This is a genomic window from Variovorax sp. efr-133-TYG-130, from assembly GCF_030208835.1.
Taxonomy (GTDB): Bacteria; Pseudomonadota; Gammaproteobacteria; order Burkholderiales; family Burkholderiaceae_C; genus Variovorax.
Map to the genome: position 1 here is coordinate 141,263 of NZ_JARVTD010000012.1, position 20,632 is coordinate 161,894.

Consider the following 20,632-nt stretch of genomic DNA (forward strand, 5'->3'; position numbering starts at 1 on the left):
CTGCCGTCGGACAAACGCCCGACCTGATGCGCTCGATTCCGAGCGCCCGTCAGCCGCGCCCGGATGCGGTCCAGCGCGCCAGATAGGGGGCGGTGCGGCCCTGCGTGCTCTTTGCAACGTCGCCTGGCGTTCCGCTGGCGACGATGCGCCCCCCTTCCCCGCCGGCCCCGGGCCCCATGTCGATCACCCAGTCGCAGCCCGCGACCAGGCGCATCTCGTGCTCGATCACGATCACGGTGTTGCCCGCATCCACGAGGCTGTTGAGCTGCGCGGTCAGCTTGTCGACGTCGGCGGGATGCAAGCCCGTGGTCGGCTCGTCCAGCACATAGAGCGCATCGCCGCGTTGCGCCCGCTGCAGTTCGGTGGCGAGCTTGATGCGCTGCGCCTCGCCGCCCGACAATTCCGTGGCGGGCTGCCCCAGCCGCAGGTAGCCCAGTCCGATGGACCTCAGCAATTGCAGCGGCCGCTCGATGGCAGCGTCGGCCTCGAAGAAGGCGTATGCCTCTTCCACCGTCATCCCCAGCACATCGGCGATGGTGCGCCCGCGCAGGCGCACGCTCAATGTCTGCGCGTTGAAGCGCGAGCCGTGGCAGGCCGGGCAAGGCGCGTACACGCTGGGCATGAACAGCAGTTCGACGCTGACGAAGCCCTCGCCCTCGCAGGTCGGGCATCGGCCCTTGGCCACGTTGAACGAAAACCGCCCGGCGTCGAAACGACGCGACTTCGCGGCGCGGGTGGCGGCAAACAGCTTGCGCACATGGTCGAAGAGCCCGGTGTAGGTCGCCAGGTTGGAACGCGGCGTGCGGCCGATGGGTTTCTGGTCGACGCGCACCAGCCGCCGGATTCCCTCCATGCCCTGCACGATGCGTCCACCCGTGCGGCCCGCGACCGCTGGCTCGTCCCCCTGCTCTTCCTCTGCCGGCGGCGGCTCATGGCCCAAATGCGCGGCCACCAGTTCGACCAGCGCCTGGCTGACCAGGCTGGATTTGCCGGAGCCCGACACGCCGGTCACGGCGCTCAGCACACCGAGCGGGAACGCAGCCGCCACGCCCGACAGGTTGTTGCGCGTGACGCCCTCCAGCTTCAGCCATCCCTTCGGCGTGCGCGACGCCCGGGCGGGCGCCGACTGCGCCGAGAACAGGTAACGGGCCGTGTGCGATTGCGCCACATGGCGAAGGCCCTCGGGCGGCCCGCTGTAGAGCACGACGCCGCCCTCTTCTCCCGCGCCCGGCCCCACATCCACCAGCCAGTCGGCGCGCCGCATCAGGTCGAGGTCGTGCTCGACCACGAAGAGCGAATTGCCCGATCGCTTGAGCGTTTCGAGCGCGAGCACCAGCGCCTCGCCGTCCGCGGGATGCAGGCCGGCCGAGGGCTCGTCGAGCACATACACGACGCCGAAGAGGTTGGAGCGGATCTGCGTGGCCAGCCGAAGGCGCTGCAGTTCGCCGGGCGAGAGCGTCGGCGTGCTGCGGTCGAGCGACAGGTAGCCCAGCCCCAGCTCGAGCAACGTGGTCACGCGCTCGAGCATCTCGTGGGCGATGCGCTGTGCGGCCATGCGCTTTTCCTGCGACTGGTTGGGCGTGCGCCGCACGTCGGGTGCGCTCGCATGGCTGCCCGCGCCCGCACCGGCCGTGCGAAGCGCGGCGCGCCGGACCGGCCCCGGAGCCGCAGCGCCGGCGGCGTCGCCGAGTGCCACGGGCCGCAGCACATCCGCGAACCGATGCAGCGGCATGCGCGCGATCTCGCCGATGTCATGGCCCGCGAAGCGTACCGACAGGGCCTCCGGCTTGAGCCGCTTGCCATGGCACTGGGGGCAATCACCACCCACCATGAAGCGCGCGACGCGGTTCTTCATCAACGCGCTGTGGGTGGTCGCGAAGGTGTGCAGCACATACTTTCGCGCCCCCATGAAGGTGCCCTGGTAGCTCGGCTCCATCTTGCTGCGCAGGGCGGCGCGCGTCTCGGCCGGCGTGAAGCCCGCATACACCGGCACCGTGGGCTGCTCCTCGGTGAAGAGGATCCAGTCGCGCGTCTTTTTCGGCAGCTCGCGCCAGGGCTTGTCGACGTCGATGCCCATCGTCACCAGAATGTCGCGCAGGTTCTGCCCGTGCCACGCGGGCGGCCAGGCGGCGATCGCGCGTTCGCGGATGGTGAGCGTGTCGTCGGGCACCATCGACTGCTCGGTGACCTCGAAGACACGGCCCAGGCCGTGGCAGGTCGGGCAGGCGCCTTGCGGCGTGTTCGGGGAGAAATCTTCCGCGTACAGCATCGGTTGCCGCGCGGGGTAGTCGCCCGCCCGCGAATACAGCATGCGCAGCAGGCTCGACAGCGTCGTGACGCTGCCCACCGACGAACGGGCGCCCGGCGTGCCGCGCTGCTGCTGCAGGGCCACCGCCGGCGGCAGGCCGTCGATGGCATCGACCGCGGGCACGCCGACCTGGTCGATCAGCCGGCGCGCATACGGCGCGACCGATTCGAAATAGCGCCGCTGCGCTTCGGCATAGAGCGTGCCGAAGGCGAGCGACGACTTGCCCGAGCCCGAGATGCCGCTGAAGACCACCAGCGCGTCGCGCGGGATGTCGACATCCACGTTGCGCAGATTGTGTTCACGCGCGCCGCGCACGCGAACGAAGCGCTCAGGGGCGAATTTTGGATCCGGCATGTGCGCTTCAGGGCAGGCTGCGCGCCTGGCCCGGATGCCGCTTTGCCGCGGTCTCGCAGTAGCTCAGGAACTCGTTGATCTCGGCGGCCTTGTCGAAGACCGCGTCCGCACCGAGCCGCAGGCAGGCGGTGCGGTTGCCAGGCGACGCCGCATTGGTCAATGCCACCACCGCGCCCCTTCGCGCGCATTGCGCCAGTGCGGAGAGCACGCCGAGCCCTGATCCCTGCGTGAGGAACAGATCCACCACCAGCAGGTGCCAGCCGCCTTCGTTCGCCTGGAGCCAGGCCACGGCTTCAGCTTCGGAACGCGCCGCGCCGATGACCTCCGCGCGCAGGAAACCCTCGATCACGACCTTGAGGCTTTCCTGAATGACAGGCTCGTCCTCCACCAGGAAAACGGCGAACTTCATGATCGCTGCTCCGCAAGATTCTGCTCGTCGATCGAGTGGCGCTCCTTGCAGGCGACAGAGTTGCGCGCACGTGCTGCAAGCCGCACGTAGAACTCCGCGACCTCGCGCAGATCCTGCTCGTCCAGGTCTTCGATGCCGATCATGCGATTGCTCGCGACCTTGCTCGCTGCCAGCAGTTCGTTGAGCTTGAGATGCAGCGCGACGCTGTCCTTGTTCTGGCTCTGCTGAATGAGGAAGACCATCAGGAAGGTCACGATGGTCGTGCCCGTGTTGATCACCAGCTGCCAGTTCTCCGAAAAGTGGAACAGCGGGCCGACGAGTGCCCACAACAGCACCGCCAAGAGCGCCATGCAGAACGCCAGCGGCGTGCCCGCCCAGCGCGTCACCCGGCTGGCGAAGTGGTCGAACGCGGACAGCACGCGCGACCGACGGGCATACGAAGCGCTGGCGGTGTCGGGCATCGAGCCGACGGGATCGTCGGCGGACTGCCAATCTGATGAGGTCATGTCGGGCATACGTTCGGACTCCGGTCAACATGCGACAAAGCCGCCCGAAGGGCGGCTCGCTTTGCCGGCAAGGGAAGCGGGCAGGAAAAACACGTCCCTCAGGCCATGACCGACATCTCGGCCATCAATTCCTCCTTGCGGGCGGCGAGTTCGTCGCGCATCGCCACCAGGTCGAGTTTGCGCGCCGCCCTCGCTTTCGGGAAGAGTTCGTTACGTTCTTCCTTCACATGGTGGTCGATGTACTCGCCCAGGACCTTGACCTTCGCGTCGAACATGTCGTCCACCTCGGCTGCTTCCTGGATCTGGGAGATCAGGTCTTTCGCACCTGCGTGCTCGACCTCCGCTTCATCCAGGAGATCCGTCTCCTTGATCGCCGCGCGAGCCGCGGGATAGAAGATTTCTTCCTCGATCTGCGCATGCACCGTGAGCTCCATGCAGATCTGCATCGCGAGGTCGCGGCGCTTGTCGCGCGCGGAGGCGGCTCTGGACTTGGTGAGCTCCTCATAGGCGGCGAACATCTTCTTGACGTTCCTGTGGTCTGCATCCAGCAGGGAGCATGCATCGGGTTGGGCGCGCTTGGTGGTCATCGGGGGTCTCCATGGGTTGGTTCATCGAACGATCGCGATGCGTTGAAAGCAGGCTCGTAGGACCTCTTCCCGATCCGGAGTCGGTCCCGCCGGAACCGAGTGCAGCACCGCCGCGAGCGGCTTCGCCTTCGTCAGGCATTCGCAGACGGGCTCAGCCGGATCGGAATGGCCTTGGAAGCGGGCACCTTGCTGTGCTCGGCGTGGTGCGCCAGCGGCACGAGCGGATTGCATTCGGGGTAGTAGCCGCCCGCGCAGCCCGCCGGGATGTCGTAGGGCGTGACGCGCAGCCCCCGGACGCTTCGCGCATGGCCGTCATCGACGGCGGTGTGCACGTCCACGCTGTCGCCTTCCGCGAAGCCGAGCCGCCGGATGTCGTCGTGGTTCATCAGCAGCACGCGGCGCGTGCCGTAGACGCCGCGGAAGCGGTCGTCCAGGCTGTAGATCGTGGTGTTGAACTGGTCGTCGCTGCGCAGCGTCATGAGCCGCAGCACCTCGGGGCCGGTCTCGGGCGTGTCCGGATCGGCGCGCAGGTTGCCATAGCCCTTGAAGCAGGCCTTGCCGTTGGGTGTCTTCCACACGCGCTCCTTGGCGGGCAGCGGCCGCGGGAAGCCCCCGGGCGCCTCCAGGCGCTCGTTGAAGTCGTGAAAGATCTCCGGGAAAGCCTGCGCGATGTGGTCGCGCACCAGGGCATAGTCCGCCACCCAGCCGTCCCACGGGACCTTCGGGTTCGGTGGCAGGCTGGCCTTGGCAATGCCGGCGACGATGGCGGGTTCCGACAGCAGCGTGGCCGCCGCCGGCTCCGCAACGCCCCGGGAAGCGTGCATCACGCCGGTCGAATCCTCCATCGCCACGGTCTGCTCGCCGCTTTGCTGGCGGTCGACCTCGATGCGGCCCCGGCAAGGCAGGAGGTACGACACCTTCCCATGCACCAGGTGGCTGCGGTTGAGCTTGGTGGCCACCTGCACGGTCAGCTGCAGGTTGCGCCATGCCGGCTCCAGCCGGTCGGAATCGGGCACCGCGCGCACGAAGTTGCCGCCCAGCCCGATGAAGGCGCGAACCTGTCCCTTGAACACGCCCTCGCAGGTCTCGACCGTGTTCAGGCCCTTTTCGCGCGGCGGTTCGAAGCCGTACATCGTCGCCAGCCTGTCCAGGGGGGCCAGTTCCGGCTTCTCGGTGATGCCCACGGTCCTCTGCCCCTGCACGTTCGAATGGCCGCGCACGGGACAGATGCCTGCGCCCGGCCGACCGATGTGTCCGCCGAGCAGCAGCAGGTTGGAAACCATCTGCACGTTCTCCACGCCCTTGCGGTGCTGCGTGAGGCCCATGCCGTAGATGCCGATCACCGCCTTCGCGCCGGCGAAGGTGGCGGCCGCGGCTTCGAGCGCTTCGCGCGACAGCCCGGACTCCGACTCGATGTCGTCCCAGGACGCTTCGCGCAGGAAGGCCGCGAAGGTGTCGAAGCCGTCGGTGTGCTCGGCGATGAACGTCGCGTCCAGCACGCGCACCAGGCCCGACGCCAGGGCGTCGTCGTCGGCCGCGACCAGCGCCTTGCACATGCCGGTGAGCGCGGCGAGATCGCCGCCGTTCTTCACCTGCAGGTACTGGGTGCTGATCTGGGTGTTCGCCGGCGTGAGCATCTCGGTGGGCGACTGCGGGTTCACGAACTCCACGAGCCCCCGCTCGCGCAGCGGATTGAATGTGACGATCGGCACGCCACGCTTGCGCGCGTCCTGCAGCTGGTGGAGCATGCGCGGACTGCTCACGCCCGTGTTGTGGCCGAAGATGAAGATCGCATCGCACAGCTCGAAGTCGTCCAGCCGGACCGTGCCCACGGGCACGCCGATGGTCGCGGGCAAGGCCACCGAGGTGCTTTCATGGCACATGTTCGAGCTGTCGGGCAGGTTGTTGTTGCCGTACAGGCGCGCGAGCAACTGATACATGTAGCTGGCCTCCAGCGAGGCCCGGCCCGAGGCATAGAAAACCACCGATGCGGGATCCTGTGCATGCAGGGCACGCATCTCGGCGCCGATGCCTTCGAAGGCCTCCTGCCAGCCGATCTCCAGGTACCGGTCGGAGTCGGCATCCCATTTCATCGGCACCGTCAGGCGGCCCTGCGCTTCCAGGTCGTGATCGCTCCATGCCAGCAGGCTGCTCACCGTGTGCTCGAGGAAGAACGACGCGGGCGCACGCTTGGCGGTGAGCTCCCACGCCGTGGCCTTGGCACCGTTCTCGCAGAATTCCGCCGCACGTGGATGCTCGGGCTTGGCCCACGCGCAACTCACGCAGGCGAACCCGCCGGGCTTGTTCTGCTTCCAGAGCGCTTCCGCGCCGACGATGGGAATTCGCTCGCGCAGCAGGTAGGTGCTCACGGCCTTCAGGGAACCCCAGCCGCCCGCTGAGTGGGTATAGGGTTCGAATCGCGTGCTGTCTGTCACTGGCGGTCCCGAGAACAAGAGTGCCGCAACCGTATACCGTTGCCGGCTGCTGCCTGTAGGCCGCCGCCGAGCGCGCCTGTGCGTCTAAAGGGGGTGTCGGCCAGCCCGCCGGTCCGCGCTGCAAGCGTTGTCACCGCCCGGGAGGATGTCTTGTCCCACGCACGTGCAACCGGCGCGGGATGAAGATCCGCTTTTTCTTTCCTGGGGGAGCGCCACAATGAAGATCGCCACTTTCAACGTCAACGGCATCGGAAGCCGCCTGGAACGCCTTCTGGAGTGGCTGGCGCAATCCCGGCCCGACGTCGCCTGCCTGCAGGAGCTCAAGTCGCCGAACGAAAAGCTGCCGCTGGAGGCGATCCGCAGCGCAGGCTACGGCGTGGTCGCCCATGGGCAGCGCGCGTGGAACGGCGTGGCCATCCTCGCGCGCGGATGCGAGCCGATCGAAACGGGACGCGGCCTGCCGGGCATGGACGACGATCCGCAAAGCCGCTATGTCGAAGCGGTGGTCCACGGCGTGGTGGTGGGCTGCCTCTACCTGCCCAATGGCAACCCGCAGCCCGGGCCGAAGTTCGACTACAAGCTGCAGTGGTTCGAGGCGTTCAACCGGCATGCGAAGAAGCTTTTCTCCAGCGGCATGCCCGTCGTGCTGGCGGGCGACTACAACGTGGTGCCCACCGATGCCGACATCTACAACCCCGCGTCCTGGCGCGAGGACGCGCTGCTGCAGCCCGAGAGCCGGCTGGCTTTCGCGCGGCTGATGAAGCAGGGATGGACGGACGCCATCCGCGCCTGCCACCCCGACCGCGTGCCCTACACGTTCTGGACGTACTGGCGCAACCGCTACCCAAGGGATGCCGGTCTGCGCATCGACCACCTGCTGCTGAACGCGGAACTGGCGCCCATGCTGCGCGCGGCCGGGGTCGACCGCGACGTGCGGGGACGTCCCGGCGCGAGCGACCACGCGCCCGCCTGGATCGAGCTCGACCTGCCTGCGGCCTGACTGCCGGGCCGAGGGCGCTGCGCCCCGGCGTGCTGAAGGAAATGGCTGACGCCACCGCCGGCTTGCGCGTGTTAAGAAATCAGTTCCCGCATCCGACGCGCGTCGTGCGCGTCGCGACAACTGTTTACAACACCTCTTCCCCACGAGGACGCACATGCCAATCACCATCAACGGGTCGACAGCCGAGTTGCCCGACGACCCACGGGTCTCGCTGCTGGATTTCCTGCGCGAGCACCAACATCTGTTCGGCGCCAAGAAGGGCTGCGACCAGGGTGCCTGCGGCGCCTGCACCGTGCTCGTCGACGGCGAACGCGTGCTGTCATGCCTGACGCTGGCGGTGCAGTGCCAGGGCAAGTCCGTCACCACCATCGAGGGCCTCGCGCCGCACGCAGGCATGCATCCGTTGCAGGAGGCCTTCGTCGCGCATGACGGCTTCCAGTGCGGCTACTGCACGCCCGGGCAGATCTGCTCGGCCGTGGGCATGGTGCAGGAACTCCGCCGCGGCGTTCCCAGCCACGTGACCGCCGATCTGCGCACGCCGGCCATTGCGCTCACCCACGACGAACTGCGCGAGCGCATGAGCGGCAACCTCTGCCGCTGTGGCGCGTACAACGGCATCGCCGCGGCGATCGCCGAAGAATTCGAGAGGGCGCCCACATGACCCCCTTCACCTATGGCCGGGCGCAGAACGTGGACGATGCGCTCGAGCTCGGCGCCCGGCCCGGCGCCAAGTACCTCGGCGGCGGCACGAACCTGGTCGACCTGATGCGCGAGACCATCGAGCGCCCCGTCGCGCTGGTCGATGTGACGCAGCTCGATCACGAGATCGAAGAGCGCGCCGACGGCAGCCTGCTGATCGGCGCGGCCACCCGCAACACCGCCCTCGCCTCGCACCCGGCGGTGAGAGCGCGCTACCCGGTGCTGGCACGGGCCATCACCGCCGGCGCATCCGCGCAGATCCGCAACATGGCGACGGTAGGCGGCAACATGCTGCAGCGCACGCGCTGCGCGTACTTCTACGACGACGACGGCGGCTCGCGCTGCAACAAGCGCCACCCCGGGCAGGGGTGCGACGCGGCGGAGGGCATCAACCGCTATCACGCCATCCTGGGAGCCTCGCCGAGCTGCGTCGCCACGCATCCGTCCGACATGTGCGTGGCGCTCGCAGCGCTGGGTGCCGTGGTGCACCTGCGCAACGCCGAAGGCGAACGCGCGCTGCCATTCACCGACCTGCATCGCCTGCCCGGCGACCAGCCCGAGCTCGAAACGCACCTCTGGCCCGGTGAACTCATCACCGCCGTGGAGCTGCCCGCGCTGGCTTTCGGCGCTCGCTCGACCTACCGCAAGGTGCGCGACCGCGCCAGCTATGCCTTTGCGCTGGTGTCGGTGGCGGCAGCCCTGGAACTGGACGGCGACACCGTCAAGGACGTGCGCATCGCCCTCGGCGGTGTCGCGCACAAACCCTGGCGCGCCTGGAAGGCGGAAGACGCGCTGCGCGGGCAGCCAGCGACCGCCGAGGCATTCCGAGCCGCCGCGCAGGCGGAACTCGCCCAGGCGCAGCCCCTGCGCCACAACGGATTCAAGGTCGAACTCGCCCGGCGAACGATCGCGGCAGTGCTTGCCGAACTCAAGGAGATGAAAGCATGAGCATCATCCAGGAGACCGTCCAGGCGGTCATGAAGAAAGCCATCGAGGCCGCGCCCGACGCGTGGATGCCCGGCGGCACGCCGGACCCGCTGATCGCGCGCGCGCAAGGCCTGGTCGGTGCGCCGGTCTCGCGCCTGGACGGGCCGCTCAAGGTGCAGGGACAGGCGCGGTTCGCGGCCGAGTTCCCTCTGGAAGGGATGCTCTACGCCGCGCTGGTCTACAGCACGGTCGCGCGCGGGCGCATTGCCACGCTCGACACGGCCGCCGCCGAGGCGTCGCCCGGCGTGGAGCTCGTCATGAGCCACGGGAACGCACCGCGCATGAAGCCCATGCCGCTGTTCATGTCCAAGGACAAGGCCGCCGGCGGCGACGACCTGCCCATCCTGCAGGACGATCAGGTCCACTGGAACGGCCAGCCCATCGCCGTCGTGCTCGCCCGGACGCAGGAGCAAGCCGATCACGCCGCGTCGCTGGTGCACGTGGTCTATGACCGCGAGCCGGCCACGACCGCGTTCGCGGCTGCGAAGGCCAAGGGGACGAAGCCCGGCACCTTCCAGGGCGAGCCGCTGAAGATGGAGATCGGCGACGCCGAGGCGGCGCTGGCTGCCGCCGCGCACCGGGTCGACGTCACGTACGCCACGCCGCGCCACAACCACAACGCCATCGAGCTGCACGCGGCGACCGTCGCCTGGAAGGGCGACGAACTGTTCATCCATGACGCGTCGCAGGCCGTGGCGCACATGGCGTGGTCCATGGCGGAGATCTTCGGGATCGACGAGAAGCTGGTGCACGTGACCTCGCAGTTCGTGGGCGGCGGCTTCGGCGGCAAGACCCTCTGGCGCCACCAGGTGCTGGCGGCGGCGGCTTCGAAGCTCGCCGGGCGGCCGGTGCGCATCATGCTCTCGCGCGAAGGGGTCTATCGCGTCGTGGGCGGGCGAACCAACACCGAGCAGCGCGTGGCCATCGGCGCACAGGCGGACGGACGCTTCGACGCGCTAATCCACACCGGCGTCGTGACCATGACCGAGCACAACAACATGCCGGAGCCGTTCGTGCTGCCGGCACGCTCGGCCTACGCGGCGGGCAGCTTTAAGCTCGACGTCGAGGTGGCCACGCTCGACATGCTGGCCAACACCTTCATGCGCGCGCCCGGCGAGGCGGTGGGCACCTTCGCGCTGGAAAGCGCCATCGACGAGCTGGCCCACGCCATGAAGATGGACCCGATCGAGCTGCGCATCCGCAACGAGCCCGAGAAGGATCCGACCACGGGCGTTCCCTTCTCGTCCCGGCACATCGTCGAGGCCTACCGCGCGGGCGCGCAGCGCTTCGGCTGGAACCGGCGCAACGCGACGCCGGCGGCACGCCGCGACGGCGAGTGGCTGATCGGCATGGGCTGCGCCACCGCCACGTATCCGTACTACCGCATGCCGGGCGGCGCGGCCCGCATCACGCTCTCGCGCGACGGCCACGCGACGGTGGAGATCGCCGCGCATGAAATGGGCATGGGCACCGCCACGGCGCAGACGCAGGTCACCGCCGAGCGGCTCGGGCTGTCCATGGATCAGGTCCGGTTCTGCCACGGCGACTCGGCCTTCCCCGGGGTGGTGCTTGCGGGCGGTTCGCAGCAGACCGCGTCGATCGGCAGCGCCGTCATGGCGGCGCAGCACGAACTGTTCGCCGCGCTGCTGAAGCTCTGCGGCAAGGAATCGCCCCTGCACGGCCTGCAGCCGGACGAGGTCATCGGGCGCGACGGGGGCCTGGCAAAGGCCGACGACCCTGCCCGGTTCGAGCGCTATGCGGCCATCCTGGCGCGCGCCGGCCGCGACACGCTGGCGGTCGAGGCCGACGCGCCCAGGCCGTTGGAGGTGCAGCACTGGTCGATGCATTCACACGGCGCCATGTTCTGCGAAGTGCGGGTGAACGAGGTGACGGGCGAGACGCGCGTGTCCCGCTTCCTGGGCTCGTTCGACTGCGGCCGCATCGTCAACGCCAAGACCGCGGCCAGCCAGTTCCGCGGCGGCATCGTCATGGGTCTGGGACTCGCGCTGATGGAAGAGACCCAGTTCGACGAACGCAACGGCCGCATCATGAATCCCAGCCTCAGCGACTACCACGTGCCGGTGCACATGGACGTGCCGCAGATCGATGTGATGTGGACCGACATCCCTGACCCGCACTCGCCCATGGGCGCGCACGGCGTCGGCGAGATCGGCATCACCGGGGTCGGCGCCGCCGTGGCCAACGCGGTGTTCAACGCGTGCGGCAAGCGTGTCCGCACCCTGCCCATCACCCTGGACAAGCTGATGGGCTGAGGGTGCCAGCCCGCCCCGCCGAGAAGCCCCGCTCATGACCGCGGCGACCTGGGACCTGCTGGTCGGCGCCTTGCTGATCCTGATGGCGCTGTCCGGCACCTTGCTCAAGACGCTGCCCATCAGCGCGGCCGCGCTCTACATGGGCCTGGGCTTTGCGGTGGGGCCCGGCGGCTTCGACCTTTTGAAGCTGGGCATCAGGGCGGATGCGGCGCTGATCGAAACCATCACCGAAGTCGCGGTGCTGGTTTCGCTCTTCGCAGTCGGCCTTCGGCTGCGCATCCGCCTGCGGTTGTCGAGCTGGGTCCAGCCGGTCCTGCTCGCCAGCGTGGGCATGGTCGTCACGATCATGCTGATGACGCTCGCTGGGCTGGCACTGAAGCTGTCGCTGGGCGCCGCGCTGCTGCTCGCGGCCATCCTGGCTCCCACGGACCCGGTGCTGGCGTCCGACGTGCAGGTCAGGCATGAGAACGACCGGGACGACCTGCGATTCGGGCTCACCGCCGAAGGCGGCCTGAACGACGGCGCGGCCTTTCCGTTCGTGATGCTCGCGCTGGGGCTGAGCGACGCGCACGACCTGGGAACCGCGGGGCTGCGCTGGCTCGGGCTGGATGTCCTGTGGGCGATCGGCGGGGGCCTGGCGCTGGGATGGACCTGCGGCGCCGCGTTCACCCGGCTCGTGCTGTTCCTCCAGACGGAAAAAAAGCAGGCGCTCGGCATGGAGAGCTTTCTTGCGCTGGGCCTCATCGCGCTGACCTACGGCATCGCCCTGCACGCCGCGGTCTACGGCTTCCTGGCCGTCTTCGTTGCCGGCCTGAGCATGCGCAATGTCGAGCGCCAGGTGGAAAGCGAGGCCGCGCTTGCCAGCCGGTCGAAGGCGCGTCCCCAGGCGAAGGTGGACGCCGTCGCGCAGGCCAGGACGGCGGACGACATGACGCGCGACGTGCTCGAGTTCGCCAAGGAACTGGAGAAATTCGTGGAGCTCGCGGCCATGCTGGTGATCGGATGCCTGCTGCGGGTCGAGATGCTGACGGCGAGGAACCTGCTGATTGCCGGTGTGCTGATCGCGGTGGCCCGCCCGGTCGCCATCTACATCTCCACGGCCAAAGGCAGCTGGACGGCGTCGCAGCGACGGCTGGGCGCATGGTTCGGCATCCGCGGGGTGGGCTCCATCTATTACCTCGCCTATGCGTCGACGCACGGCGCACGCCCGTCGGAAATCGGCGCCATCGGCGAAGCCGTGCTGGTCACCGTGGCCGTGTCCGTGATCGTGCACGGCATATCGGCCACGCCGCTCATGAACCTCTATCAGGCGGCGACGCAACGCAGAGGCTGAGACGGCGACGTGCGGCACGCCATCTCGGCACCCCATCTCGGCATGTCTTCCGACAGAACTTGCGCGGGAGCGGATCTAAATTCTTCGCCGTTGCGTCGCCGTGCCTTGCGCCCGGACGAGCACGCCAGGACAGACGCAGGCCCGACCACAGACACATCCATGATTTCCGCCTATTTCCCGCCGCCCCCGACACGACCCGCGCTTCGCGCACACCGCGACAACGCCGCACCGCGCACGGCCGCCGCTACCGACGCGGCGTGCGCCGGTTCATTCAGCGAGTCGGAGCGCCACCCCGGCGGGTGGGAGTTCCGCTACCAGCTGGTGCCGTCGCTCGAGAAATTCACGGGCTCGGCGCAGATCCACTGCCAGGGCCAGTCGCATGGCGAACTCGCCATCTTCGAGCCCCAGGCCAACGCGCTCGCCTCGATGGACCTGCTGCGCGAGCAATGCCTGGCCTGGATCGAGGCTCGCGCAGCGGGCGCCGCCGACCGCTAGGCGCGGGGCGCTACGCCGGGGCGCCATCGAAGGCGCCGTGCGCGCGCCACGCCGGCGGTGACGCCTGTTCGATCCAGCCCGCCAGCTTGCCAGGCGGCATCGGCCGGGCGATGAGAAAGCCCTGCAGCTCGTCGCAACGCGCGGCGCGCAGGCTGTCCGCTTCCTCGCGCCGCTCCACGCCCTCGGCCACGACGCGCAGTCCCAGGGCATGGCCCAGGCCGATGATCGCTCGCGCGATGGCCATGTCGGTGGGGTCGCCCAGCATCCTGTGGATGAAGGAGCGGTCGATCTTCAGCTTGTCGATGGGAAAGCGGTTGAGGTAGTTCAGGCTCGAATAGCCGGTGCCGAAGTCGTCGATCGACAGCATCACGCCGAGCGACTTCAGCCCCTGCAGCTGCGACAGGGACTGCTCGGCCGCGTCCATCAGCGTCGACTCGGTGAGCTCCAGCTCCAGATCGCCCGGCGACACGCCGTGCAGCGCGATGGCGCCGCGCAGCACCTCCAGCAAGCCGCCGTCGCGCAACTGAAGCGCCGACATGTTGATCGCCACCCGGATCGCGCCCAGCCCCTCGCGGCGCCAGGCGGCGTGCTGCGCGCAGGCCTGCTCGATCACCCACGCGCCGATGGCCACGATCTGCCCCGACTCCTCGGCGATCGGGATGAACTGCGCGGGGGGCACCTGTCCCAGCTCCGCGCTCTGCCAGCGCAGCAGCGCCTCCACGCAGATCAGCGCGCCGGTGTGCGCATCGATGCGCGGCTGGTAGTGCAGGCTCAGCTCGCCGCGCTCGATCGCATGGCGCAGGCTCGACTCCAGCTGCAGCCGCTGCTGGGCGCGCTCGTTCATCTCGGGGGTGAAGAAGCGCGCGGTATCGCGCCCGCTCGCCTTGCTCTGGTACATGGCGACGTCGGCATGGCGCATGAGCGCGTCGATGTCCTGCGCGTCGTCGGGGTACACCGCGATGCCCACGCTGCACGACACATGGATCTCGGCGCCGTCGATGTCATGGGGCTGGCGGATCAGCGCGATGAGCCGGCGCTCGACCAGCGACAGGATCTCCTGGCCGTCGGCCACGTCGTTCAGCACCACGACGAACTCGTCGCCGCCCAGGCGGCTCACCGTGTCGCCGGCCCGCACGGCCTGGCTCATGCGCGCGGCAACCGAGCGCAGCAGCGCGTCGCCCACGTGGTGGCCCAGCGAGTCGTTGATGTTCTTGAAGCGGTCCAGGTCGATGAACAGCACCCCCACGCGCTGCCCCTTGCGCCGGGCCTGCTGCAGCGCCAGCCCCAGGCGCTCGATGCACAGCGACCGGTTGGGCAGCTCGGTCAGCACGTCGTGATGGGCCAGGAAGCGGATGCGCGCCTCGCTGCGCTTGCGGTCGCTCACGTCGATGGACGTGAAGATGTAATGCGAGATGCGATCCGGTCCGTCGCGCACCACGCTGGCGACCAGCCAGGCGGGGTAGCTGTCGCCGTTGCGCCGGCGCACGCTGACCTCGCCCTGCCAGGTGCCGCGCTGGTCGAGCACCGGCCACAGGTCGGCGAAATGCGCAGTGTCGTCGCGCATGAGCTGTTCGGGCGGCTCGCCCACCAGATCGCTCAGGTCGTGGCCGGTGAGGCGGCACAGCGCCCGGTTCGCCGTGAGGATGCGATGCTGCCCGTCGATGATCAGGATGCCCTCGGACGAGGCCTCGAACACCTTGGCCCAGAGCATCAGCCGCTGCTCCATCAGTTTGAGGTGGTTGATGGGCGTGAAGGCGGTGAGCAGCGCGTCCTGCCCCTGGTAGACCAGCCGCCGCGCCGACAGCACCGCCCACGACGGCTCGGCGCCCCCGAGCCAGCGCACCTCGAATTCGTCGACGGCGCCGCGGTCGGCCAGCTGCTGGAAGAAGCGCGAGCGCACGCCGGGCGCCAATCCCAGCGCCCACGGGTCGCGCGTGCCCCCGCCAAGCCACGCCAGCGCGCTGGGGTTGGCGTTGAGCACTTCGTGGTTCGGAATGGCCGTGACCATCAGCGGGATCGGAATGGCCGCGACCAGGTCGCGCTGCGCTTCGGCCGCGCGGGCGCTGGCCGCGAGCTCCTGCTGCGCCTGCCGCTGGCGGTCGAGCTGCGCGAGCATGTCGTTGAAGCCCAGCACCAGCAGGCCGATCTCGTCGCCGCTGTCCCAGTGCGCGCGCAGGCTGTGGTCGCCGGTGCGGCGCACGGTGTCGACCACGCCGGACAGCCGGCGCAGCGGCAGCGAGATCTGGCGCGCCACGTAGAACACCGCCGTGAGGATCATCAGCAGCAGGAACAATGCCGTGCCCAGGTGCATCCACATGCGTGCGAAGAAGCCGTGCTCGCGCGAGGTGAGCATGGCGTCGAGCTCGCCGATGGCGCCCGACCACGCGCCGTCGAGCTCGGCAAACAGCGTCTGCTGGGCCGCGTCGAACGCCGCGAGACCGCGGTGGCTCGCGCCGGCGTCGGTGCTGTCGCTCGATTCCAGCACGCTGCGCGAAGCACGCCTGAACCCCTCGATGCTGGCCAGCAGGCGCGCACGCGACGGATCGAGCCGCGCCTGCAACGGCCCCTTGGCGGCGGCGAAAGCCTCCGCATAGTCGCTGCGGATGCTGGCCGCGATGGCATCGATGCGCCCTTCGAGGATGAAGTACTGCGTGCGCGCCTCGGTCGCGGCGAGCCCGCTGGCACCAGGGGCGTGCAGCCGCGCGGCCATGTCGGCGCCGAGTTCGAGCAACTCCGGAAAGCGCAGCAGCACCAGCGACATCGTGTAGTAGCTGTCGAGGTCGGGGTCGAGGATCAGGTTCGACTGGTTGCCGATGCGCGTCACCAGTGCGCGCCCCTGCTCGAGCGCCGCGCGCCTGGCCGTCTCGCGCCCGGCGGGGCCGGCCTGGGCGGCGGACGCCAGCGCCTCGCGGAACCGCTGGCTGACCTCGGCGCTCTGCAAGCCCTCGCCGTACTGCTGCTCGAGCCGCTCGAGCGCCAGCGGCGGCGCAGGCTCGGCGCCGTGCCAGCCGGCGGCGGCCAGCAGCGACGGGCGCATGCGGTCGATGTAGGCCGCGCCCGCCATCTCCTTGCGGCCGAAATCGATCGCGATGAACTTCTCGTTGATGAGGATGCCGCTGATGAAGATGACCGCGCTCAGGTCGAGCAGGTAGATGACCAGCAGTTTGCGGCCAACGCTGAGCCGGCTGAGGCGACGCGTAATGAAATGCACCATATCCCTCCAGGGTCTGGTGCATGTATGCAATCTTTAGGCCTCGTTGGGTCGAACGACGAAAGATCGCTCGACGAAGCGCCGCACCGGGCGCGCCGCCGCGGCGGCAAGGCGTCGCTCAGGACTCCGCGGTGAAACCGATCTTCTTGACCAAGGGGCCCCAGCGCTCGGTCTGCGCGCGCTGCGATTCCGCCATTTTCGCGGGCGACGAGGGCGATGCGACGAGACCCGGTGTCGCCAGCGAGTCGCTCACGTCCTTGCACTGCGGCAGCAGATCCCCCCGTGCTCGTGAACATCACAGGGGTCGGTCACCGTCCTGACCAACGCTGGCACCATCGGGCCGGTGTGCACAGCAGCGTCTGTCCGCCGGGGTACGGGCAGGCCACTGGCGGGCGAAGCTGATATGCAAGACAGCGTCGACCGCGTCGATGCGGGATTGACACGGATCAAGCCTGGACGGGGCCGATGTGCGAATACTGGCGCCTGCCAACGCAATTCCCTGACACGCACGATCCGCCGGATGCATTTGCATTCGCGACCATGGAGGAAGCCATGCAAAGCATAGACAGCCTTGTTGAGCAACATATCCGCGAATCGGAGTGCCACCTTCGACACATCGACGAGTTGATGGCCAAGGCCAGCCAACCTCCCATCGAAGCGTCGGCAGCGCCTGAACTCCGGACGCTGCTGAGCCAGGTAAGGAAAAGCCGCGCGCAACTGGCGCAAGAACTCGACGAACTGCGCCGAGGTTTGGTGGACGGAGATGGGCCGAGCAAAGTTCAGCGCGGTGAAGGCCTGAATTCGGCCTTGCAGGCGGTGGGCCTGCAACTCGAACAAGCACTCACGGCAATTCTCGACTTCCGTGGGCTGTAGCCGGCGATCTGGCCGTTCGAATTCGAGATCGGCCGCTTCAGCAAGCAAAAAGGTGTGGCCGCATGAAAATCCTTGTAGCAACCGATGGTTCGAAGTACGCGCTACGCGCCGTCAAGTACGCGGCCAAGCTGATCGCATTGCTGCGGCCAGCCTCTCATTCGATCACGCTCATCAGCGTGCACGACAACACGGGCATGCGCATCGCGAATTCGATCCTGGGCTCGGAAGACGTGATCGCCTACCTGCATGAGCGAAGCACCGCGGAGCTCAAGGCGGCCATGACCTTTCTCAAGTCGGCGGGCATCGACCACAAATCGGTGATCCGTACGGGACACATCGCACAGGAGATCGTCAAGTTCGCCAAGGAGGGGAAGTTCGACCTGGTCGTACTGGGATCCAAGGGCCGAAGCGCCATCGTCGATATTCTGGTGGGCTCGGTTGCCCAACGCGTGTTGGCGACTGCCCTGCAGCCTGTCGTACTGGTCAAGTAGTGCGAGTCGCTCCCCACGCGCTCGAAGAGAAGGAAACGGCTCGCTGCGAGCCCGCCACGGCAACGACTGGCGGTCTGACCGAAGCCGCGGCGCGACAGCGCCTGGCGTTGGACGGGCCGAATGAAGTTGCGGTCTCGCAGCCGCACGGCATGCTGCGCCTGGTGCGCAAGGTAGCGTTGGAGCCGATGTTTCTGTTGCTCGTGGCCTGCGCAGCCATCTACATGCTGTTGGGCGATGCACAGGAAGCGCTCATGCTGCTGTGCTTCGTCTTCGTCGTCATGGGCATCAGCTTTGTCCAGCAGCGGCGCAGCGAGCGCTCCCTGGAGGCATTGCGCGATCTGTCCAGTCCGCAAGCGTTGGTCCGGCGCGACGGTGCAATCCGACGCATTGCCGCACGCGAACTGGTCGTTGGCGATACGGTGCTGCTGGCAGAAGGAGATTGCATGCCTGCGGACATGTCTCTCGCCGAAGCATCGAACCTCGCCATCGACGAATCGTTGCTGACCGGGGAGTCTGTGCCGGTCACCAAGCAGGCCGTGGCCGGCGAGGAAGCCAGGGCTGCGGATGCCGGCACGGCATTTTCTGGCACGCTCGTGACGCAAGGGACTGGGCGTGGGCGGGTGACGGCCACCGGCGCGCACAGCGCACTCGGACGCATCGGAATTTCATTGGCCGCGATCGGCATGCAGGCCACGCCGATCCAGCGGGAGACGCGAAGCGTCGTCAAGTGGGTGGCCATTGTGGGGTTGGCGCTTGCCGCCGCACTCGCGTCAGCCTACGGCATGCTTCGCGGTGACTGGCTGCAGGGTTTGTTGGCCGGGCTGACGTTCGCGATGGCTGTCATCCCCGAGGAATTGCCGGTGGTGCTCACACTGTTCCTCGGCCTGGGCGCCTGGCGGCTGGCGCGCGAGAAGGTGTTGGCCCGGAGCATTCCGGCCGTCGAGTTGCTCGGGGCGACCACTGTGCTGTGCGTCGACAAGACCGGCACGCTGACGGCCAATCGCATGACAGTGCGGCGGCTCTGGTCCGGCGGCGCGAGGTACGACGCCCTGGAGGCACGGGGCGCCGCCCTGCAGGAAGAACTGCACGCGCTGCTGGAGTATGCGGTGCTGGCCAGCCATCGCCGTGCATTCGACCCGATGGAATCCGCCATCGTCGACATCGCGGGACAACTGCTCGCCGGCACGGAGCATCTGCATTCGGACTGGACGCTGATCGACGACTACCCGTTGTCGCCGCAGATGCTGGCGATGTCGCGCGTATGGCGCTCACCCGACGAGCGCGCGTTCCTCATTGCCGCCAAGGGGGCCCCCGAGGCCATCGTCGATCTGTGCCACCTGGATGCGGACCACGCCGATCGCATCGCCAGCCAGGTCCTGGCGATGGCGGCCGACGGCCTGCGCGTCCTCGGCGTTGCGTCGGCCACCTTCGATGCCGACGTCCTGCCCGGACTGCAGCACGACTTCGATTTCCGCTTCCTCGGCCTGGTCGGCCTCGAAGATCCGGTGCGGGCCGACGTGCCACAGGCCATCGCTGAATGCCGCGCTGCCGGCATCCGGGTCGTGATGATGACGGGAGACCATCCAGCCACCGCGATCGCGGTCGCGCGACAGGCCGGGCTGAGCATCGACGCGCCTGTCATGACCGGCGTCGAGCTGGCCTTGCTGACCGACGGCGCGCTCACCGCACGGTTGGCCGCAACGACCATCTTCTGCCGGGTGCAGCCCGAGCAGAAGCTTCGTTTGGTGCGGGCTTTTCGTGCACGCGGCGATGTGGTCGCGATGACCGGCGACGGCGTCAACGATGCACCGGCCCTCAAAGCCGCGAACATCGGTGTGGCGATGGGCGCGCGAGGAACCGAGGTCGCCCGCGAGGCGGCTGCACTGGTCCTGCTGAACGACGACTTTGCCTCGCTGGTGACGGCGATCCGCTACGGACGCCGGGTGTTCGCCAACCTTCGAAAGGCGATTGTCTTTGTGGTGGCGGTCCACGTGCCGATCGTGGGGCTGTCGATCCTGCCGGTGGTCTTCGGCTGGCCCATGCTTCTGATGCCGGTGCACATCCTGTTCCTGCAATTGATCATCGACCCTGCCTGCTCGGTGGTGTTCGAGGCAGAGCCTCTTGAAGAGGACGCCATGCAAGTCCCGCCGCGTCGCCCGGACCAGCGACTGTTCGATTCATCGGTCCTCATCAGAGGCCTGTGCCAGGGCACGGGATTGCTGGGGCTGCTTGTGCTGACCCATGCGGGCGCGCGTTGGTTTTCGGTGCCGGACGACACGGCACGGGCGCTGACTTTCGTGGCGCTGGTGCTGTCCAACCTGGGCTTGATCCAAAGCAACCGCTCCTGGGGCCGCATGGCCTTGCACGGCACCAGCGCATCCAACCGCCAGTTCGGCTGGATCGCTGCGGGAAGCGTTGCCGTTCTTTGCGTCGCGCTCGCGGTACCCGCCATGGGTCGTCTGTTCTCGTTTGTGACGCCGTCACCGCTGCTGTTGGCGACCGGCCTGGGAATGGCGGTGCTGAGTGTGCTCTGGTTCGAGTTCACCAAATGGATGCTTCGTCGCAGAAATTTCAGCACCATACCCTCGAGAGAAGCCACTGGGGCACCAGCGAATTTCTGATCCAGTCGCGCGCCAAAATGGAACTGAGCATCTCGTGCAGTCGTGCTGCG

The 20,632-nt window shown here is 68.2% G+C and carries 15 protein-coding genes and 1 pseudogene; 9 read left to right on the plus strand and 7 right to left on the minus strand.

The window, feature by feature from the left end:
* Positions 1 to 49 precede the first annotated feature (49 nt).
* The 5 genes from QRN67_RS16130 to QRN67_RS16150 form a co-directional block, all read right to left on the minus strand.
* Positions 50 to 2,662, minus strand: coding sequence for an excinuclease ABC subunit UvrA (locus tag QRN67_RS16130; RefSeq protein WP_285412606.1), 2,613 nt, complete (start codon positions 2,660 to 2,662; stop codon positions 50 to 52).
* Positions 2,663 to 2,669: 7 nt separating this feature from the next.
* Complete coding sequence (locus tag QRN67_RS16135; protein WP_081271029.1) at positions 2,670 to 3,071, minus strand: response regulator; 402 nt, start codon at positions 3,069 to 3,071, stop codon at positions 2,670 to 2,672.
* Positions 3,068 to 3,577 (minus strand): low affinity iron permease family protein, encoded by a 510-nt coding sequence (locus tag QRN67_RS16140; RefSeq protein ID WP_155742663.1) that lies wholly within the window; start codon positions 3,575 to 3,577, stop codon positions 3,068 to 3,070. Before QRN67_RS16140 ends, QRN67_RS16135 begins: the two co-directional genes overlap by 4 nt.
* Positions 3,578 to 3,675: 98 nt before the next feature.
* On the minus strand, positions 3,676 to 4,164 hold the full coding sequence (locus QRN67_RS16145) for a hemerythrin domain-containing protein (RefSeq protein ID WP_285412607.1): 489 nt from the start codon (positions 4,162 to 4,164) through the stop codon (positions 3,676 to 3,678).
* A 131-nt stretch (positions 4,165 to 4,295) separates the two neighbouring features.
* The gene (locus QRN67_RS16150) at positions 4,296 to 6,599 is read right to left on the minus strand and encodes an FdhF/YdeP family oxidoreductase (protein WP_081271032.1); all 2,304 of its coding nucleotides are present in this window, start codon (positions 6,597 to 6,599) and stop codon (positions 4,296 to 4,298) included.
* A 217-nt stretch (positions 6,600 to 6,816) separates the two neighbouring features.
* Here QRN67_RS16150 and QRN67_RS16155 point away from each other — a divergent pair, with 217 nt between their 5' ends.
* From QRN67_RS16155 to QRN67_RS16180, 6 genes are all read left to right on the plus strand, one after another.
* Positions 6,817 to 7,599, plus strand: a complete 783-nt coding sequence (locus QRN67_RS16155) for an exodeoxyribonuclease III (protein ID WP_081271033.1) — start codon at positions 6,817 to 6,819, stop codon at positions 7,597 to 7,599.
* A 154-nt stretch (positions 7,600 to 7,753) separates the two neighbouring features.
* Positions 7,754 to 8,260, plus strand: a complete 507-nt coding sequence (locus QRN67_RS16160) for a 2Fe-2S iron-sulfur cluster-binding protein (RefSeq protein WP_081271034.1) — start codon at positions 7,754 to 7,756, stop codon at positions 8,258 to 8,260.
* Positions 8,257 to 9,246, plus strand: coding sequence for an FAD binding domain-containing protein (locus QRN67_RS16165; protein WP_285412611.1), 990 nt, complete (start codon positions 8,257 to 8,259; stop codon positions 9,244 to 9,246). Before QRN67_RS16160 ends, QRN67_RS16165 begins: the two co-directional genes overlap by 4 nt.
* The gene (locus QRN67_RS16170) at positions 9,243 to 11,558 is read left to right on the plus strand and encodes a xanthine dehydrogenase family protein molybdopterin-binding subunit (protein ID WP_081271036.1); all 2,316 of its coding nucleotides are present in this window, start codon (positions 9,243 to 9,245) and stop codon (positions 11,556 to 11,558) included. The genes QRN67_RS16165 and QRN67_RS16170 overlap by 4 nt, the downstream gene beginning before the upstream one ends.
* Before the next feature lie 34 nt (positions 11,559 to 11,592).
* Positions 11,593 to 12,891, plus strand: a complete 1,299-nt coding sequence (locus tag QRN67_RS16175) for a cation:proton antiporter (RefSeq protein ID WP_285412612.1) — start codon at positions 11,593 to 11,595, stop codon at positions 12,889 to 12,891.
* A gap of 159 nt (positions 12,892 to 13,050) precedes the next feature.
* On the plus strand, positions 13,051 to 13,386 hold the full coding sequence (locus QRN67_RS16180; protein ID WP_081271038.1) for a hypothetical protein: 336 nt from the start codon (positions 13,051 to 13,053) through the stop codon (positions 13,384 to 13,386).
* 10 nt (positions 13,387 to 13,396) lie between these two features.
* Here the strand turns inward: QRN67_RS16180 and QRN67_RS16185 are convergent, their stop codons facing one another.
* Positions 13,397 to 16,600, minus strand: a complete 3,204-nt coding sequence (locus tag QRN67_RS16185) for an EAL domain-containing protein (protein WP_285412614.1) — start codon at positions 16,598 to 16,600, stop codon at positions 13,397 to 13,399.
* 115 nt (positions 16,601 to 16,715) lie between these two features.
* Positions 16,716 to 16,856: pseudogene (locus QRN67_RS16190) on the minus strand (twin-arginine translocation pathway signal protein); the annotation flags it as partial.
* Between the two features lie 293 nt (positions 16,857 to 17,149).
* Between QRN67_RS16190 and QRN67_RS16195 the strand changes: the two are divergent.
* From QRN67_RS16195 to QRN67_RS16205, 3 genes are all read left to right on the plus strand, one after another.
* Positions 17,150 to 17,470: a hypothetical protein gene (locus QRN67_RS16195; protein ID WP_155742661.1), complete on the plus strand. Its 321-nt coding sequence runs from the start codon at positions 17,150 to 17,152 to the stop codon at positions 17,468 to 17,470.
* A 62-nt stretch (positions 17,471 to 17,532) separates the two neighbouring features.
* Entirely contained in the window at positions 17,533 to 17,961 is a 429-nt protein-coding gene (locus QRN67_RS16200; protein WP_285412618.1) for a universal stress protein, read from the plus strand.
* The gene (locus QRN67_RS16205) at positions 17,961 to 20,582 is read left to right on the plus strand and encodes a cation-translocating P-type ATPase (protein ID WP_285412620.1); all 2,622 of its coding nucleotides are present in this window, start codon (positions 17,961 to 17,963) and stop codon (positions 20,580 to 20,582) included. Before QRN67_RS16200 ends, QRN67_RS16205 begins: the two co-directional genes overlap by 1 nt.
* The last annotated feature ends 50 nt before the right edge of the window (positions 20,583 to 20,632 follow it).

Excerpts from the sequence above, each read along its gene's own strand:
- QRN67_RS16130 (WP_285412606.1), bottom strand. The coding sequence starts at position 2,662 with ATGCCGGATCCAAAATTCGCCCCTGAGCGCTTCGTTCGCGTGCGCGGC.
- QRN67_RS16135 (WP_081271029.1), bottom strand. The coding sequence starts at position 3,071 with ATGAAGTTCGCCGTTTTCCTGGTGGAGGACGAGCCTGTCATTCAGGAA.
- QRN67_RS16140 (WP_155742663.1), bottom strand. The coding sequence starts at position 3,577 with ATGACCTCATCAGATTGGCAGTCCGCCGACGATCCCGTCGGCTCGATG.
- QRN67_RS16145 (WP_285412607.1), bottom strand. The coding sequence starts at position 4,164 with ATGACCACCAAGCGCGCCCAACCCGATGCATGCTCCCTGCTGGATGCA.
- QRN67_RS16155 (WP_081271033.1), top strand. The coding sequence starts at position 6,817 with ATGAAGATCGCCACTTTCAACGTCAACGGCATCGGAAGCCGCCTGGAA.
- QRN67_RS16160 (WP_081271034.1), top strand. The coding sequence starts at position 7,754 with ATGCCAATCACCATCAACGGGTCGACAGCCGAGTTGCCCGACGACCCA.
- QRN67_RS16165 (WP_285412611.1), top strand. The coding sequence starts at position 8,257 with ATGACCCCCTTCACCTATGGCCGGGCGCAGAACGTGGACGATGCGCTC.
- QRN67_RS16170 (WP_081271036.1), top strand. The coding sequence starts at position 9,243 with ATGAGCATCATCCAGGAGACCGTCCAGGCGGTCATGAAGAAAGCCATC.
- QRN67_RS16175 (WP_285412612.1), top strand. The coding sequence starts at position 11,593 with ATGACCGCGGCGACCTGGGACCTGCTGGTCGGCGCCTTGCTGATCCTG.
- QRN67_RS16180 (WP_081271038.1), top strand. The coding sequence starts at position 13,051 with ATGATTTCCGCCTATTTCCCGCCGCCCCCGACACGACCCGCGCTTCGC.
- QRN67_RS16185 (WP_285412614.1), bottom strand. The coding sequence starts at position 16,600 with ATGGTGCATTTCATTACGCGTCGCCTCAGCCGGCTCAGCGTTGGCCGC.
- QRN67_RS16195 (WP_155742661.1), top strand. The coding sequence starts at position 17,150 with ATGCAAAGCATAGACAGCCTTGTTGAGCAACATATCCGCGAATCGGAG.
- QRN67_RS16200 (WP_285412618.1), top strand. The coding sequence starts at position 17,533 with ATGAAAATCCTTGTAGCAACCGATGGTTCGAAGTACGCGCTACGCGCC.